This is a genomic window from Segatella hominis, assembly GCF_004535825.1.
GTDB lineage: Bacteria > Bacteroidota > Bacteroidia > Bacteroidales > Bacteroidaceae > Prevotella > Prevotella hominis.
The window spans coordinates 1-17,662 of the sequence record NZ_SGVY01000020.1; the positions used below are offsets into that span (position 1 = coordinate 1).

The window sequence follows — 17,662 nt, forward strand, 5'->3', positions numbered from 1 at the left end:
TTTTGCTTGTCTTCTTTTCGCAACACTAAGGTAAGTGAAAATTCTGACATGGCAAAATCCTGGGCAACTTTTTGTTGCTCAGGCACTTATAAATAATGTTAAACTATAGTGTTGCGGAATTAAGGTTATAAACATACTTAGTAATTTTATAGCAAATATAATTGCTGTTATTCTTGCTTTCTGTGGGTGGGGAGTTTGGTCTTTAATTTTTATGTATGTTTCTGTTACTTTGATAGCTGTAATCATGTATTGGAAAAATTCTTCGTGGAGACCTTCATGGACGTTTTCAATTCAGTCCTTCAAATATATATTAAATTTCAGCTATAAGCTACTTTTTGATGGAATAGTTTCTACCACAGTTAGTAATATCAATAATCTTGTTATTGGAAAGGTTTTCTCAGCGACTTCATTGGGATATTACACTAAAGCATCAACATTATCATCTCTTCCTTCATCTATGATAGATAAGACTGTTTTAAGTGTTAGTTATCCTTTGTTAAGCAAAATGCAAGATAATAAAGTTCAGCTGATTAGGAATTATAGGCGTCTGGTAAGAATGACGGCTTTTTTGACTTTTCCTTTATTAGTAACTTTGTCTGCTGTAGCCCGCCCTTTAATTATATTGGTTTATACAGAAAAATGGGCGCTAAGTATTCCATATTTACAAATTTTGTGTTTTTCTTTTATGTTAGCGCCTATTTTGTCTTTGAATAAAAACATATTGGAAACTTTAAATAGAACAGATTTAGTATTTAAGCTAAGAATAATTAATACGATTTGTTTCCTGTGCATTTTTTTTATTTCTATTCATTTTGGTATAAGTGGGTTATGTATAGGTATAGTAATTAGTTCTTTCATTACATATTTCGTAAATACTTATTATGTAGGAAATCTTTTATGCTTAAAAGTCTTATCATTAATAAAGGATATAGTACCATTTTTGATTATTTCTGTTTTGATAGGATTTATAATGTCTCAAATGGTAAGATATATAAGCATAGATTGGATCGCTATTTTGTTGTCGATTATAGTAGGATTTACAATTTATATATTGATAGCATATATTCTCAAGATGAGTGAGTTAAACGAAGTTTACAGGATTATTGAAAACAAAATAAAAAAATAAATATGTTTAGACTATTAATAAAAATATTAGTTGTGTTATATCCATTGAAGTTACACCAAAAATTTCAATGTTTACTAAACATTTTATATTCTTCCTGGATAAAGCACAATATTCCCAATGCAGCACGAAGTTGTAATATTTGGCGAGGAGCAAATCTTATTGGTGGCAAGTATATTACAATAGGGGAACATACGATACTTCGTTCTCATGCCAATTTGATGGCAATTGATTATATGAATGGTGATAAATTTAATCCAATGGTAAAAATTGGAGATTTTTGTCATATTCATGATTATCTGAATTTAGCATGTACTAATTCGATAACTATAGGAAATCACGTTCTTATGGGAAGACGAGTTACCATTGTAGATAATTCTCATGGTAACATTTGCTTAGAGTTTTTATTGCAACATCCTTCTGAACGCAAGATAACATCTAAAGGACCTGTTGTGATAGAAGATGATGTCTGGATTGCGGATAAAGTGACAATCTGCCCTGGAGTTCATATAGGAAAAGGATCTGTACTTGGGGCTAATTCTGTTGTAACGCACGATGTGCCACCATATACGTTAGTAGCTGGTTCTCCAGCAAGAATTATTAAACAATTCAAAGTATAATGAGCAATTTAGTTTCTGTAATAGTTCCAAATTATAATCATGCTCAATACTTGGATATTCGTTTGAAAAGTATTTTAGCTCAAACATATACTGATTTTGAGATTATTATTTTGGATGATAATTCTATTGACAATAGTAAAGAAATTATTAAACGTTATGAAAAAGACGTTCATATTTCTCATATTATTTGTAATAAGACTAATAGTGGTTCGCCTTTCATACAATGGAATCGTGGTTTTCAATATGCAAAAGGTGACCTGATATGGATTGCAGAAAGTGATGATTGTTGTGAACCAACTTTTTTAGAAAATGTAGTAGCAGAATTTGAAAGAAATTCGAATTTATCATTTGCATTTTCTCGTTCCATTAAGATAGATGAAAACGGCAATAAGGGTAATATATTGCAGCCAATGTTTGCTTCTGACGTTCGATTAAATGGTAAGGAGTTTAATATGAAATTTCTGATATGGGGTAATAAAGTTTGGAATGCGAGTTCTGTTGTTTTCAGAAAGTCCAATGCATTAACAGTAAATAAGCAATATATGGATTTTAGAGGAGCTGGTGATTGGCTATTTTGGATAGAAATGGCAGAAAAAGGAGATGTTGCAGTGATCTCTGAACCTCTAAATTATTATAGGATATATTCTAAAAACACCACAAACTTCATGCGTATGAATGGAATGGAAGATGTTGAAGATAAAAAAATATATGATTTTATAATATCTAACTATCATTTATCATTGATAAATAAAGTTAGGCTTCAAAAATGTTTCATCTATAAAATCTTATATGAAAATAAATATACAACAGCCGATGTTTGTAAAGAATCTTTAAGATTGTGGAAACCATCTTTGTTCTTAAAATTATTAGCTTATGTTTCTCATTTAAAATATGATAAAAGGTAGTTTTTATGAGTTCTTGTTTAATATCGATCATAATTCCTGCTTATAATGTTGAGCAGTACATTCAACGTTGCCTTGATACTATATATTCGCAAAAAGTTAATAAAACTACGTTTGAGGTTATACTTGTTGATGATGGGTCTACTGATAGTACGTTACAAATTGTGAAAGAATATGTATTAAATTACAATAATTTGACTATTATTTCACAACAGAATTCAGGTGCAAGTGCAGCTCGTAATGCCGGGATAAGAAAAGCTAAAGGTGATTATATTTGGTTTGTTGATAGTGATGATGCAATCTCTGAGAATAGTATTGAGACAATATTGCATTATGTTCAGCAGTATTCTGATGCAGAGTTCTTGGTCTTTGATTGCAGGCAGTTAGATCTTGAAAAGAAGACTGAAAGTTATTGGAAAACATTAAATGATAGATATTGGGGTATATTCCATCGAAATTTATATCATAAGCCTTTGACTCGTGAAGAATGTGGTAGTAGAATTCGTTCGGCAGTTCTTTGGCTATTAGTTTATCGAAGAGAATATTTGCTTAATTATAATTTATTTTTAACTGAAGGAATTATCAATGAAGACAATGAGTTCTTCATGAGGTTGTTTTTTCATGCTAAGAAAATATATTATATCCCTTTTGCGCATTATTTATATACGTTGTATCGTCCAGGTAGCGTTACAACTTTAAATATGTTTGCAACAATGAAAATGGTTGATGCTGCCAAAAAAACAATTCTGGTTTGGGATGAATTCTGTAAGAAGAATGTATGTAGTGCAGACGATTGGGTATTTGTTAGTCGATACTTTATGACTATTTACGCTAGATTATTGTCCTTTCAAAAGGCTGATAAAAAATCAGAAGTATATATGGAATATTTAAAACATAAAAAGGAGTGGAAAAAAGGTTATGTTCATTTCTTTACAAAAAGTAAATTCTCGTTGATTGGTTGTCTTCGATGCTTGACAATTCTTCTTTTTCCAAAATACTATGATTATATCAGTTTTGGTTTGATAAAGAAATTTTTTTAATTCGAGTTATGAATGTTTTAATTTCGATTATAGTTCCAATATATAAGGTTGAACGATATTTAAGGCATTGTGTAGATAGTTTGTTGTCACAAGATTATCAACATATAGAAATAATATTGGTTGATGATGGGAGTCCTGATTCTTGTGGGAAAATGGTTGATGAATATGCAGCTAAAGATGAGAGAATTCTTGCTATTCATCAACAGAATGCAGGACTGTCAGCGGCACGAAATGCAGGAATAAAAGTAGCCAAAGGTGACTATTTTATGTTTGTGGATAGTGATGATTTCGTTGATACAAATTTCTGCTCTTATGCGTTACAAAAAGCAATAGATACAGATTCTGACATTGTGGTTTTCGGATATCGGGATATATATACAGATAGAGTCGAAGAGCAAAGCGTGGGTAAAGAGTATAAGTTTTCTCGCAAGGAAGCTTTATTGGAACTTCATGGAGGGAGATTGCTTAGTTTTGCTTGGAATAAAATATATAAGTCGTCATTATTTAAAACAGTGCGGTATCCAAATGGAAGGTTATATGAAGATATTGCAACGACTTATCTTTTGTTTGATAAAGCAAATACCATCTACTTAGCTAGTGGAATCACTTATAATTATTTAAAACGTTCTGATAGTATCTTAGGCAAAAAAATGAAAGCAAAGGATGCTATAGATTGGTATTTTGCAGTTCGGCAACGATATGATTTTATGAAACAAAATTATTCGGAAATAGTCCAGAAAACGATTCCCAATGTTATAGATTCTACTATGTTTTGCTTGAATAATCTTTGTAATTATTCAGGCTATCAGCAACAAAAAAAAGCAATGGTTGATTTTTTGCTGTTTTTTAAACAAAATGAGGATATTGTACAATTTAGCTTTTATCAGAGATTATTGTTTTTATCTCCTCATTTATATTTCTTTATAAGACATATTAAACGGAAATTGAAAAAATGAATATACTTTTTTGTACTACGTCTCGTGTATCAGAGCAGAAAGGTGGTACCGAAAGAATTACCGCACGGCTCAGTAATGGGTTACGGCAGAAAGGGTATAAAATATTTTCTGCTTATAAATCAGAGATTAATTCGGATTTTCCTATTAATCCATGTGACGGAGAGATTAATGTTACTGAAGCATCTTTGTTTGATTATATAAAAATGAATCATATCGATGTCATTATTATGCAAAAAATGACGCGTGATATTGTAAAAATAAGAAGTTTTATCACAGAAAATCATTTAAGCTGTAAAATTTTGTCAGTATTACATTTTAATCCTGGTTATGAGGAAAAAGCCTTAAAGTTTAAAAACTTCTATAATGAACTGAAAAAAGGTCAATCTCAAAAAGAAAATATTAAAAATATTTTAAGGATAGTAGGGTATCCTCTGTATAAAATCTTATACCCTTTAAGAAATAAGCAATTATATAGGACGGTTTACCAATATTCAGATAAAACAATATTATTGTCAAAAAGTTTTTTAACTGAATATAAGAGTTATGCAAGTTTAAAAGACATTGATCGGTTGACAATTATTCCAAATGCTTTGTCTTACGATCAATTTTTGTCTTTGGATGATATTAGTATTAAGAAAAAACAAGTATTAATAGTTGCAAGACTTAATGAAACTCAAAAACGATTATCAATTGCTCTCAAAGTTTGGAGGATTATTGAGAACCATACTCAATTTAAAGATTGGAATTTGAAAATTGTGGGACATGGTAATGATACAGGTTTTTATAAAAAACTTGTATCCCAATTGAATTTGGAAAGAGTTGAATTTTGTGGTCGACAAAATCCATTAACATATTATAAGCAGAGTCGCATTTTTATAATGACTTCTGCTTATGAGGGTTGGGGACTAACATTGACGGAGGCGCAGCAATTTGGTTGTGTACCTATTGCGATAAGAAGTTTTTCATCTTTGTCTGATATTATTTCTAATGGTATTAATGGAATTATATTAGAATCTACTAGTATCACTAAATATGCAGATGCTTTAATGCATTTGATGAATGATGACAAGTTGCAATCTTCGATGGCACAAAATGCAATATTACAAAGCAAAAAGTTTGAGTTAAATTCTATTGTAGATTTGTGGGAAAAAATAATTTTAGAGAAATAAAGTATGCTTTATTTTACATTATTTATATTTTATATTATATTTGCAATCTTTGTCGAGCGTGCAAATATTAAATCTGATAATAAAAAGAAATATATCTTATTATCATTTATTGTAGTAACTTTTATGGTAGGTTTACGTAATTATTCTGATTGGGCAGATTCTGGTGTATATGCCTTTTCTTTTCAAAATGCTCCTTTATTAAAAGATTTTTCCTTTGAAGAATCCCCTGTGGGTTATCGTGAAAAGGGATTTTATCTTTTAACTTCTTGTATTAAGACCATAAAAGATAATACCCATTTTTTCTTTTTGACAGTATCAGGTTTGTCATTTTTCTTCTTGTACAAATTCAATAGGGCTTATTGCCTGTTTCCGATATTGGCTTTTGCTGTATATATGGCCCGTTTTTTAGCAGGTAGAAATAATATGCAAATACGTGCAGGATTAGCCATTCCTTTAGTTTTGTTCTTGGGTACAAAATATGTGCAAGAAAAAAAAATACTTAAGTTTTTAATAACTATTTTCTTAGGATATTGTTTGCATCATAGTATGATAATTGCTTTGCCTTTATATTTGGCTAATTATTTTAAACTACAAAAAGCACATGTTATTATAGGACTTTTATTAGCTTTTATTGTAGCTATTTGGGGTGGAAATACTATTAAGCACTTTATGTCTTCTTCAAGTTTTATTCAAGACTTAGCAAGCAGTTATATAAATGATGATAGCATAAAAAAATATTCTGCCACTCTTGCAAATCCTATGATTTATTATCAATGTTGCTTTTTGTTGCTATTTACTATTTATGAAAAAAAGCTTAGAAATTATGTTAAGTGTTATGATTTGATTAGGTTTGGATATTTTTATTCTACGGTATTATTAATAGTATTGTATGACTATGCTATTGTTGCAGGTCGAACATCTACAATCTTTGCTACTTATGAGATGGTAATAGTTCCCTCCTTAATTTTAGCTTTTAGAGGAATTTTTCAAAAAATATATCTTTGTGTACTAGTTGTTTTATATTCGTTTTTTTTTATACAGAATTGGAAACCGATTCAGTTGTCAGATATGGAAGTTCAACAGGCAATTCAAATAGATAGGTAAATGAAAATATTTATTGTGACTTCGTGTTTAAGAAATGGAGGAGCAGAGAGGGTTGCTGCTACTTTAGCCAATGGTTTTTCGGAAAGGGGGCATTCTGTATTTGTTTTGACGAATACTCATGAAAAGGCAATGTATTCTTTAGATTCTAAAATAAAGCTTCAAAATTTTGTAGGGAAGTATAATAATAGAATTCTAAAATGGGGATATGCGATTTATGCTTTAAGAAAATATATAAAAGAATATAATCCTGACGTTATTATAGGTATCATGGAATTATGCTCTTTTATGGCAAGAGTTGCAACAATTGGATTAAAGGTTCCAGTCATAGCTACTGAGCATAATAGTTTTGAACGTCCTAATGGTGCTTCGTTTTCATGGATGGAGAAATTTTCAAAATTTTCTTTGAATAAAATTTATAAGCATGTTACCGTTTTGACAAAGGCTGATATTGATTGTATCGGAAACCGTTTAAAGAATGTTACAGTTATGCCCAATCCGCTATATTTACCTTTAGAAGAAAAAAATACAATAAAAAAGGAAAAAATAATATTAGCAGCTGGACGTATTGATGCTTGGTATTGTAAAGGATTTGATTTGCTTTTAAGAGCTTGGGGTAATTTAGCTAAAGAATATCCAACTTGGAAACTACAGATAGCTGGTGATTTTAATAATAAGGATTCTATGGCTGTTTTAAATAAGATAGTCAGTGAGAATGAAATCTCTTCACAAGTTGAGTTTCTGGGATTTCGGGAAAACCTACTTGAAAATTATAAAAAGTCTTCAATATTTGTCTTAAGTTCAAGATATGAAGGTTTTGGGTTGGTATTGATAGAGGCAATGAGTCAAGGTTGTGCTTGTATAGCTTGTGACTATAAAGGTCGTCAGCGGGAAATTATTCGTAATGAAATGGAAGGAATGTTGTGTTCTACGAATAATGTAGAAGAAATTACTTTAGCTTTGAAACAATTACTTGATGACGATGAATATCGTATATCACTTCAACAAAATGCCATTAAACGTGCAAAATTTTATTCTGTTTCTAATATTATTCTCCTTTGGGAAAAATATATTGAATCAATAATTTTATAATAAAGATGGATAAGAGAATTATTAAGGCTTTAGTAAATCCACAATACGCTTGTTTGGCAATTGTGCATAAACTTTCACGCTTTATAAAAAGTGATGAATTGTATTTGAAAATAGTATATTTGTTGTCTATAGGAAAGAGGTTGAATTTAAAAAATCCTAAGACTTTTAATGAAAAATTGCAATGGCTGAAATTGTATAATCGAAAGCCTGAATATACAATTATGGTAGATAAGGTGAAAGCCAAAGAATATGTTGCAAAAATCATAGGGGATGAACATATTATTCCAACTTTGAAAATATGGAATAATCCAGAAGAAATAGATTTTGATAAATTGCCTCAAAGTTTTGTCTTAAAATGTAATCACAACTCAGGTTTGGGAATGTGTATTTGTAAAGACAAAGGAAAACTGAATATAAGTAAAGTTACGAATAACTTGAAGAAGGGGATTAATCAGGATTATTATATGACTAATCGTGAATGGCCTTATAAAAATGTTCCAAGAAAGATAATGGCAGAAAAATTCATGCAGGATGAAAGTGGAGAGAATCTTACGGATTACAAATTTTTCTGTTTTAATGGGGAACCATTTATGATGTATGTTTCCCACGATAATGCAGAGCAAGCAACTACTGATTTCTTTGATATGGATTATAAACGTTTGCCAATACGAATGAAGGATCCAAATTCCAAAGAATTACCTGTGAAACCTAAGGAATTCGAGGAAATGAGAGAGTATGCGAGAAAGCTATGTACAGGAATACCTTTTTTACGTGTAGATTTTTATATCATTAATCACGTTGTTTATTTTGGCGAATTGACGTTTTTCCATAATAGTGGACTCACTCCAATACATCCTGAAAAATGGGACAGCAAACTTGGTGATTTGCTGAAACTTCCTCCTATTGATTAATAGATTCTCTATTTTTTCTCAATTATAAACGATGAAACTGATTTTTGTAACTTCGACTTTGACTTCGGGAGGTGCAGAGCGTGTCATTTCTCTTCTTGCCAATGAATTCTATCGTAAAGGTAATGAAGTGGAGATGATTTGTCTTACAAACCTGAAAGAAGATTATTATAAAGTGGATGAGGGAGTAAAACTTATCCATGCAGAAGATGTTGCAGGCCATAGCTTGTTTAAACGTTTGATGTGGTTCAGAAAGTATATAAAGAAAGAACAACCCGATTGCGTCATAGCTTTCATGGAAGCGGTCTATGAATTTGTGTTGATTGCATTGCTGGGGTTAAGTATTCCTGTGATTTCTTCAGAAAGAAAGGATCCCACAACGTTGGGACCACTGCGTAAGTTCTTGAGATGGATTTTCCTGCCAACAGCCACAGCTCATGTTGTACAAACACAGAAGATTAAAGACTTCTATAATGCTATCGTTCGCAAGAAAACGCATATTATCTATAATCCAGTAAATGAGAAGGTATTTGATATGCCAAATGTTGAGCGTGATGATAGAATTATTTCTGTAGGAAGACTTTATCCTCAAAAAAATCAGCAGATGCTTATCCGTGCTTTTGCAAAAGTAAAGGATACATTTCCTTCTTATAAATTGGTGATTTATGGGGAAGGATATCTTCGTTCTGAATTGGAGAAGTTGATTGCGGATTTGGGACTTGTTGGCAGAGTAGATCTTCCTGGTACTACTACTAAGATTTTAGAGGAGGTAAAACGTTCGAAAGTATTTTGTCTGTCTAGTGACTACGAAGGCATGAGTAATGCTATGATTGAGGCAATGTGTTTGGGAACTCCTGTAATTTCTACCAAGGTTTCAGGTACGGATGAATTGATAAATGATGGTGAAAATGGTCTTTTAGTGGACTTGGGAGATATAGATGGTCTTGCACAAGCTTTTAATCGCCTTTTGGGAGATGAAAATTTGCAAAAGCAATTTGCGGACAAATGCTTGGCGATGTCTCCTATTTTTAAAATTGATTCTATCGTCAAAAAATGGGAGAAACTGATTCTTTTGTCTGTTAAAAGATAGTGTACTCTTACTAAGACTAACATAATGATTAATTATAATTTTGGGAAAGATGAAGATATTAGTAACTGGTGCTGCTGGATTTATTGGCAGCAAAACAGCAATGATGCTGGCAGAACGAGGTGATGAGGTAATTGGCGTTGATAATATCAACGAGTATTACGATGTTCGGCTGAAATATGGACGACTTTGTGAGTTGCTGGGTGTTGGTCATTCTGTACAAATAAATGGAAATGATAGTTTGACTCCATATTCCGACTTGCCGTTTGGAGTTTATTATCATAGTAAAAAACTTCCTAATTTCAAATTTATGCGCATGGCTATTGATGACCGTGTTGCAATGGAAAACCTATTCAATGAGGAAAAGTTTGATAAAGTAATGAATCTGGCAGCACAGGCTGGTGTGAGATATTCTATTCAGAATCCGTATAGTTATATGAATTCTAACATGGTTGGTTTCATGAATATTCTGGAATGTTGTCGTAATTATCATGTGAAATACTTGATCTTTGCATCATCTTCCAGTGTTTATGGAATGAACGAGAAAGTTCCTTTTTCTGAGGATGATCATGTGGGTACTCCTGTCAGTCTTTATGCAGCAAGTAAGCGAGCTAATGAACTGATGGCTCATGCCTATTGTAAACTTTACGGTCTGAAAGCTACTGGATTGAGATATTTTACGGTTTATGGACCTTGGGGAAGACCTGATATGGCTCCTTTTAAGTTTACCAAATTGATTATGAATGATGAACCAATCAATGTATTCAATAATGGTAATTTGAGTCGAGACTTTACATATATAGATGATATTGTTAATGGTACATTACAGGTGATAGATAAAGAACCAGATCCGGAGAATTGTCCTAATAAAGTACCTTTTACCATATATAATATTGGATGTAGTGATCCTGTGAAATTAATGGATTTTATTAATGAAGTAGAGTTAGCTGTAGGCAAAGAGGCTAAGAAAAACTTTATGCCAATGCAGCCAGGTGATGTTTATAAAACGTATGCTGATACAACTAAACTCGAGAAAGAGGTTGGTTACAAGCCACATATCTCTTTACATGAGGGAATAGGGAAACTCGTGGAGTGGTATAAGAGCGAGCATAACCCGTTGAAATAAAATCTATATATTACTCGTCATGAACAATTATTCTGTCCTCATTTCGTTATATTTCAAGGAGAGTCCTCTGCATCTGCGAGAAGCGCTGGATTCCATATTCTCACAAACCTGTAGGAGCAATGACGTCGTCCTTGTGGAAGATGGAACGCTGGGCGAAGAACTAGAACTGGTGGTGAGGGAATATGAAAATAAATATCCAGAGTTGCATGTCGTTCGGTTTGAAAAGAATAGGGGGTTAGGATTTGCACTCAATGACGGCATACTGGAGTGTAAAAACGAAATTGTGGCTCGTATGGATACGGATGATATCGCCAAACCGGAACGTATGGAAAAACAAGTGCAGGTGATGGAGGCTCATCCGGAATATGGAATGATTAGTTCGTGGATAGATGAGTTTATCACCACAAAAGAGCATGTTACCTCGGTCAGGAAATTGCCGGAGATGCCTAAAGAGGTTCGTGAATATGCAAAGAAGCGATGCCCTGTCAACCATCCTACCGTTATGTTCCGAAAGAGCGAAGTGCTCAAGGTTGGCGGATATCAGACTAAGTATTTTCCGGAAGATTATTTCCTGTGGATTAAAATGCTGATGAATGGTTGCCAGGTGTATAACATCCAAGAGAGTTTGCTCTGGTTCCGTTATGATCCGCAGACTTTTATGCGACGTGGAGGATGGAAATATGCTTGTGATGAGGCTATCACCCAATGGAATATCTTCTGTTTGGGTTTTATTTCTTTGCCTCGTATGATGATGAATGTTGCTATCCGTTTTACCGTTCGTGTTATGCCAAATTGGGTGCGCGGATTGATATATAAGAAAATGTTGAGAAAATATTGAATGCAATGACTGATATTCAGAAGGTTTTATTGTTTAATTAGTTTTAGACTTGTTTTTAAGAGATTAAATCTTGATTATATTTTTTTATTTTACGTGATAATTGTTATGAGTTTTTTTAAAAAATATCGATTTCAGATTATCTGCTCATTATTTCTTATATGGGCAGCAGTGGGTGTTTGGCCTTTGTCATGCTATGAAAGTGATAGCATGCACATTATTGCAGGATGTAACAATTATATTGCAGGTGGCGGTGATTTGTTACCCCCTAATTATTCATATGAATACAATATGCAACCACTTGTAACGGTGTTAGTTGTTGGTTTAAAATATTTGTTTTCTTTTTTAAGTTGTGAACAAATTTACTGTCTATTGACAGCTATTGCTGCTTTATTTTTTGCTGGAGGATGTTTCTTCTTTGGTAATAAAGTGATAGGATTGAATAAAGAGTATATGCTTTTGTCTCTAATTCTTATACCAGAAACATATGCCTGCGCTTATTATCCTAATTCTACAACTCTGGCTGCTTCTTTATTTATTTGGGGGTTGCTTTTCTTGAAAGAAACAAGATGGTTGTTAGCAGGTCTGTTGTTTTGTATAGCTCCTTTGTTTAGGGTGGATGTTGTAATTGTATATCCAACGATTTTCGCTTTATTTATTTATCAAGGATATAATTGGAAAAAGGCTATGACTATAAGTGTAATTTATGCATTAGCTGTTATTACCTTTGTATGTTTAGGATGTTGGTTGATGAAAGCTAATCCAATAGAATCATTAGCTTCTTATAATTCAATGAATAATAATCTTGTTTTCACGCCAGAAGTTAAATTTGCTGTATTTACGTTTTATACCGCTTTGGGAGTCTTGTTACTTCCTTTAGGGGTAGTTAATATTGTGAAGACGAAACATTATAAACTGTTGTTCCTCTGTTTGCTGCCAATCCTTTTGCTACATTATATGTTTCGTAATACAGGATGTGCAACTAAACATTATCTTTATTTATTACCATTTGTCGCTGTAATTTATTCCATAGGACTTCGAGTAATATTGAATCTAAAGAGTAATTTTCTAAAATATGGAATATATTGTGGTATATTATTTTTCTTAATATTTTCTATACGTATTGATTTCCCAGATAGGCCATGGAGAAATGAGAAAAAATCAGAAGCACATATTGGTCCTTTTGTATTGTTAGCAGAAAACAGAAATAGTGTTTATCGTCCTCAATTTGGCATAGGTGCAGGTCAATTGATTCCTACAGAAGACGAATTTATGTTGGCTTCAGGTAATCTTTTTTATCCATTTTATATTTATAGCCATAAGCAAAGGAAAGAGTCATATAGGCGAGAAGCTTATGAGTTATTGAAAGGTAAATCTTATAATCTTTTATTATTATCTTGGTCTGAATGTAGCTGGTTTGTTAATCTCTTAATGGAAGATGGATGGATAATGAGAAGAAATAAACACCAACATGGTGATAGTTTTGGTAAGTTGATAAAAGATCATCGAAATATAGATTGCTATTTTACATTAGAAATAGAAAAAAAAGATTCTGCAGGATTGCTGCGTGTTCTTTCTCGTCATCGAAATGATGGTACGATATGTATAGTTGCAGAGGTAGAGAATATAAATTATCTTCTTGAAAAGGCGGCTCGACAGGGTAAAATCAAAAGATTAGGTGAAAGATGTTATGAACTGAATTAATATGGGGTATATACCGTTCGTGTTATGCCAAACTGGGTGCGCGGATTGATATATAAGAAAATGTTGAGAAAATAATGAATGCAATGACTGATATTCAGAAGGTTTTTCTTTTACTCATTAGATTGGGATTGTGGGAGAAGAAGCAGGGTGGATTGTCGCAGGATGATATCCGACTGCTGGAAAAAATGAAGGATGAGGAATGGGATGCGGTCATGGATTTGGCTAACTTGCAGACTTCTATGGGTGTCGTCACGGACGCTCTGACTTTCTTGCCGGCAGAACTGAGACCTTCCAAGAAAATATACCTCAATGCAATCTCGCAAACATCTGATATTGAGGATGCAAACAAGCGAATGAATGATTTCGCACTTGTGCTTATGGAAAAGCTGAAACAGAAAGATGTGAATTCGAGATTGCTGAAAGGACAGGGAGTGGCAATGTGCTATCTCCGTCCGTTTCACCGACAAAGTGGAGATATCGACTTGCTGATTCTCGACGACCAGCAATTCTTGAAAGGATGTCGCCTGATGGAGATTATCTCTAACTCTTGTAAATGGGATGAAAAGAGTCCGCATGCAGAATTTCAGGCTATGGGATTTGTCGTGGAATTGCATGGTAAGTACAGTTTTATCATCAATCGGAAGGTTACTGACAGATTGATTGAGTGGAATGCCAAGCGCAATCAGGAGGTGAGAGTGGAACAGGGACTTATTCTGCCTTCCTTGCAGTTTGATGCCGTATTCATCTTTACCCACATGCTCAATCATTTCATGACCGGTGGAGTGGGACTTCGACAGATTTCTGACTGGATGATGTTTGTCAATGCTTATTTCGATAAGTTAGATATGAAAGTTCTTGAGGATGATTTGAATTTCTTGGGAATCATGAAGTTCTGGCAGGCTTTTGCCTCCCTGGCAGTGATGCAACTCGGTTTCCCTGAGAAGAAAATGCCTTTTTATGATGCTCGATGGAACCGGAAAGCAGATACCTTGATGGATGCCATCTTCAAAACGGGAAATTTCGGCGCCTTGCAGAAAGCTAAGCAGTTGTCGAAGGATACGAATAAGTGGGTGAAGAAACTACATACAGCCTTCGGACAGTTCCCTGTATATTGGCGAGTAGGAAAGATATTCCCTGCTGAAGCTGTCTATTGTTTCTTGAAATACTCTAAATGGCAGATTTTCGGAAGATAAATAACCACTCATATATGCACAGATTGTGTGCTAAAAATAGTTGAACATTTTAGTAAAATGAACATTTTAGAAAATTTGAAAACTTCCACGGACGGCATGTTCGCGTACATGACTCCTAAGTTGTGGCTCTTTGGTATCATCTTGCCATTCGTCTTAGCTTTGGCTATTACTGCCTTTATCCATCCTTTCATCGTCAGGATGGCAAAGAGCAGAAACATGGTTGATGAACCTGACGGACGCAAACTGCAGCGTACACCGATTCCTGTCATGGGAGGTATGGCGGTATTCTTCGGTATCGTGATGGGAGCAGGTGCCACTTCCACCTTTTTTAATACGTATGCCCTGTTCACCTGCATCATTACTCTGACGATGATGATGTATATTGGTATGCTGGATGATATGATAGGACTGAGTCCCGTGCTGAGGTTAGTTCTGCAGTTGGCGATGGTGGCTTTTATCATCAAGATGGACCGGACGAGTATCAATGATCTACATGGAGTGTTCGGAATCTGGCAGTTGCCCGTCTATGTTTCCTTACCTTTGTCCTTTATCGCTTGTTGCGGAATCATCAATTCCATCAATCTGATAGATGGTGTGGATGGTCTCAGCAGCGGATATTGTATCTTCGCCTGTCTGTGCTTCGGACTGGTGTTCTGTTCTTCCTTCGAAGGCACAATGTCTACCATGGCTTCCCTCTCGGCAGGTGCGCTTATCCCTTTCTTCCTTCACAATGTGTTCGGACTTAAAAGCAAGATGTTTATCGGAGATGCCGGTACGCTGATGATGGGTATGCTGATGAGTATCTTCTGTATGCGACTGATAGACAATGCCTCTTTGGTTCAGTGGCATCATCCGAGAATAGGTGTGGTAGCCTTCTGCCTGAGTGTACTGAGTGTGCCGGTTTTCGACACGTTGAGGGTGATGATAGGCAGAATCTTTAAGGGTGTATCGCCTTTCCGTCCCGACAAGAGTCATCTGCACCATCTTTTTGTCGAGATAGGTTTTTCTCATATCGGCACCACTGTATCTATCATTTTCATCAATGTACTGGTGGTTGCCTGCTGGTTTGTGGTTTACCTGTTTGGTATGGGACCTACAGGACAGTTCCTCGTTGTGTTCGGCATCGGACTCCTCAATACTGTTGGCTTCTATTATACGGTCAGAAAGATGAATCACCATCGTCTGCCTTACCGTTGTCTCAAGTGGCTTGCCATCAAGAGTCATCAGGAAACTGGGCGAACTTTTCATTTTATCAGAAAGATGGTTGATAAAATATAGAATAATTTGCAAGTTCTTGCGTTATTATAAGTATGAGTAAGAATTCGGTTATATTATATTTTATAGGTTTATTAGGAATCGTAAGTTTGTCTTCCTGTATGGATGATGAGGATTTTTCTTCATCCCGGGCAGACTTGCTGACTTTTTCTACTGATACGGTAAGGTTGGATACTACCTTCTCGAATGTGCCGACACCAACTAAAACGATGTGGGTTTACAACCGTTCTGGAAAAGGTATCAGATGTAGCAATATCCGTCTGGAAGGTGGTAATCAGGAAGGTTTCAGAGTGAATGTGGATGGTACGTTTCTCGGACAGGCTGCTGGTTTTCAGACAAGTGATGTCGAGATCCGTAAGGGAGACAGCATCCGTGTATTCGTGGAATTGACTTCTGCTCTGCAGGAGAAAAATGAACCGCAGTTGGTGGAGGACGACCTTGTCTTTACCTTAGAAAGTGGGGTGCGGCAGAAGATTAATCTGCGTGCCTTTTCATGGGATGCAGAGATGCACAACGGTCTGGAAGTGAAGAAAGGTGAGGAAACTGTTCTGGGTGAACCGGATGAAAGCGGCTACCAGAAACCAATCGTTATCTATGGCGGAATCAAGGTAGATAGCTTAGGCACACTCACTATCAGAGAGGGTGCTACGCTTTATTTCCATGAGAATGCTGGTATTGATGTATATGGTAAACTGAAGGCTGCAGGTACTGCCGAAAAACCGGTTACGATGAGGGGCGACCGTATCGACCGGATGTTTGACTATCTGCCATACGACCGTACTCCCGGACAATGGCAGGGCATCCGATTGAGAGAGGCTTCTGCTGATAATGAACTGAAATATACTGATCTCCATAGTGCTTATCATGGTATTGTAGTGGATTCCTGCGATCTTGCTACCCAGAAATTGCTGGTAGAAAATTCTACTATCCATAACTGCCAAGGCTATGGCTTAGCGATTTCTTATGCCAAGGTACAGGTTTATAATACGCAGATTTCAAATACGCTCAATCATTGTCTCTATGTAGAGGGTGGTCATGTGGATGTCAACAATAGTACAATTGCACAGTTCTATCCGTTTAATGGCAATCGACGTTCTGCAATCGGTTTCAAGGCTCCTATAGATACATTGGACGTCAGAAATTCTCTCGTTACGGGATATGGTAATGATGAGGTACTGTGGACGCCAGTAGAGGAAGAACCGCTCAAGTTCAGTTTCGACCATTGTGTGTTGCGTACCGAGAAGATGATGACGGAGGACAGTCTCCGTTTTACCCATGTTGTCTATGAAGATGTGAAGGATACCACCATGTATGGCGAGAAGCATTTCTCAGTTTTCGATACTGAAAATCTGATTTATGATTTCCACTTGTCTGCCAAGTCTGCTGCCATTGGTGCAGCCGATCCAAAGACCGCTTTGCCTTATGATCGCAATGGTCTCAAGCGCGAAGAAGACAAGGCTGATGCAGGATGTTTCCTGTATCGGGAGGAGAAAAAAGAAGAGTAGTTTTTCTTTTATGACTTATCAGGAGA

Annotated in this window: 16 protein-coding genes; all 16 read left to right on the forward strand. The window is 34.9% G+C overall.

Going from position 1 to position 17,662, the window contains the following annotated elements; genetic code table 11:
- The first annotated feature begins 133 nt into the window (after positions 1–133).
- Entirely contained in the window at positions 134–1,126 is a 993-nt protein-coding gene (locus EXN75_RS08780; RefSeq protein WP_281279465.1) for an oligosaccharide flippase family protein, read from the forward strand.
- Positions 1,127–1,128: 2 nt separating this feature from the next.
- On the forward strand, positions 1,129–1,743 hold the full coding sequence (locus EXN75_RS18495; protein ID WP_134843511.1) for an acyltransferase: 615 nt from the start codon (positions 1,129–1,131) through the stop codon (positions 1,741–1,743).
- Complete coding sequence (locus EXN75_RS08790; RefSeq protein WP_134843512.1) at positions 1,743–2,648, forward strand: glycosyltransferase family 2 protein; 906 nt, start codon at positions 1,743–1,745, stop codon at positions 2,646–2,648. The genes EXN75_RS18495 and EXN75_RS08790 overlap by 1 nt, the downstream gene beginning before the upstream one ends.
- Positions 2,649–2,653: 5 nt before the next feature.
- Positions 2,654–3,685, forward strand: coding sequence for a glycosyltransferase family 2 protein (locus EXN75_RS08795; protein ID WP_134843513.1), 1,032 nt, complete (start codon positions 2,654–2,656; stop codon positions 3,683–3,685).
- An 8-nt stretch (positions 3,686–3,693) separates the two neighbouring features.
- Positions 3,694–4,641 carry a glycosyltransferase family 2 protein gene (locus tag EXN75_RS08800; protein ID WP_134843514.1) on the forward strand — a complete coding sequence of 316 codons (948 nt, stop codon included), beginning with the start codon at positions 3,694–3,696 and terminating at the stop codon, positions 4,639–4,641.
- Positions 4,638–5,810: a glycosyltransferase gene (locus EXN75_RS08805; RefSeq protein ID WP_134843515.1), complete on the forward strand. Its 1,173-nt coding sequence runs from the start codon at positions 4,638–4,640 to the stop codon at positions 5,808–5,810. Before EXN75_RS08800 ends, EXN75_RS08805 begins: the two co-directional genes overlap by 4 nt.
- 3 nt (positions 5,811–5,813) lie before the next feature.
- A complete protein-coding gene (locus tag EXN75_RS08810; RefSeq protein ID WP_134843516.1) occupies positions 5,814–6,914 on the forward strand; it encodes an EpsG family protein in 1,101 nt (366 codons plus the stop codon).
- Positions 6,915–8,003, forward strand: a complete 1,089-nt coding sequence (locus EXN75_RS08815; protein ID WP_134843517.1) for a glycosyltransferase family 4 protein — start codon at positions 6,915–6,917, stop codon at positions 8,001–8,003. It abuts the gene before it with no gap.
- Positions 8,004–8,008: 5 nt separating this feature from the next.
- Positions 8,009–8,914, forward strand: a complete 906-nt coding sequence (locus EXN75_RS08820; protein ID WP_134843518.1) for an ATP-grasp fold amidoligase family protein — start codon at positions 8,009–8,011, stop codon at positions 8,912–8,914.
- A 31-nt stretch (positions 8,915–8,945) separates the two neighbouring features.
- On the forward strand, positions 8,946–10,001 hold the full coding sequence (locus tag EXN75_RS08825; protein ID WP_134843519.1) for a glycosyltransferase family 4 protein: 1,056 nt from the start codon (positions 8,946–8,948) through the stop codon (positions 9,999–10,001).
- A gap of 49 nt (positions 10,002–10,050) precedes the next feature.
- Positions 10,051–11,124 (forward strand): GDP-mannose 4,6-dehydratase, encoded by a 1,074-nt coding sequence (locus EXN75_RS08830; protein ID WP_134843520.1) that lies wholly within the window; start codon positions 10,051–10,053, stop codon positions 11,122–11,124.
- A 19-nt stretch (positions 11,125–11,143) separates the two neighbouring features.
- On the forward strand, positions 11,144–11,962 hold the full coding sequence (locus tag EXN75_RS08835) for a glycosyltransferase (RefSeq protein WP_134843521.1): 819 nt from the start codon (positions 11,144–11,146) through the stop codon (positions 11,960–11,962).
- A gap of 105 nt (positions 11,963–12,067) precedes the next feature.
- Complete coding sequence (locus EXN75_RS08840) at positions 12,068–13,663, forward strand: DUF2079 domain-containing protein (RefSeq protein WP_134843522.1); 1,596 nt, start codon at positions 12,068–12,070, stop codon at positions 13,661–13,663.
- 74 nt (positions 13,664–13,737) lie between these two features.
- On the forward strand, positions 13,738–14,856 hold the full coding sequence (locus EXN75_RS08845) for a nucleotidyltransferase family protein (protein WP_246031340.1): 1,119 nt from the start codon (positions 13,738–13,740) through the stop codon (positions 14,854–14,856).
- Between the two features lie 57 nt (positions 14,857–14,913).
- Entirely contained in the window at positions 14,914–16,134 is a 1,221-nt protein-coding gene (locus EXN75_RS08850) for a glycosyltransferase family 4 protein (RefSeq protein ID WP_246031341.1), read from the forward strand.
- A gap of 32 nt (positions 16,135–16,166) precedes the next feature.
- The gene (locus EXN75_RS08855; protein WP_134843523.1) at positions 16,167–17,636 is read left to right on the forward strand and encodes a right-handed parallel beta-helix repeat-containing protein; all 1,470 of its coding nucleotides are present in this window, start codon (positions 16,167–16,169) and stop codon (positions 17,634–17,636) included.
- Positions 17,637–17,662: the final 26 nt, after the last annotated feature.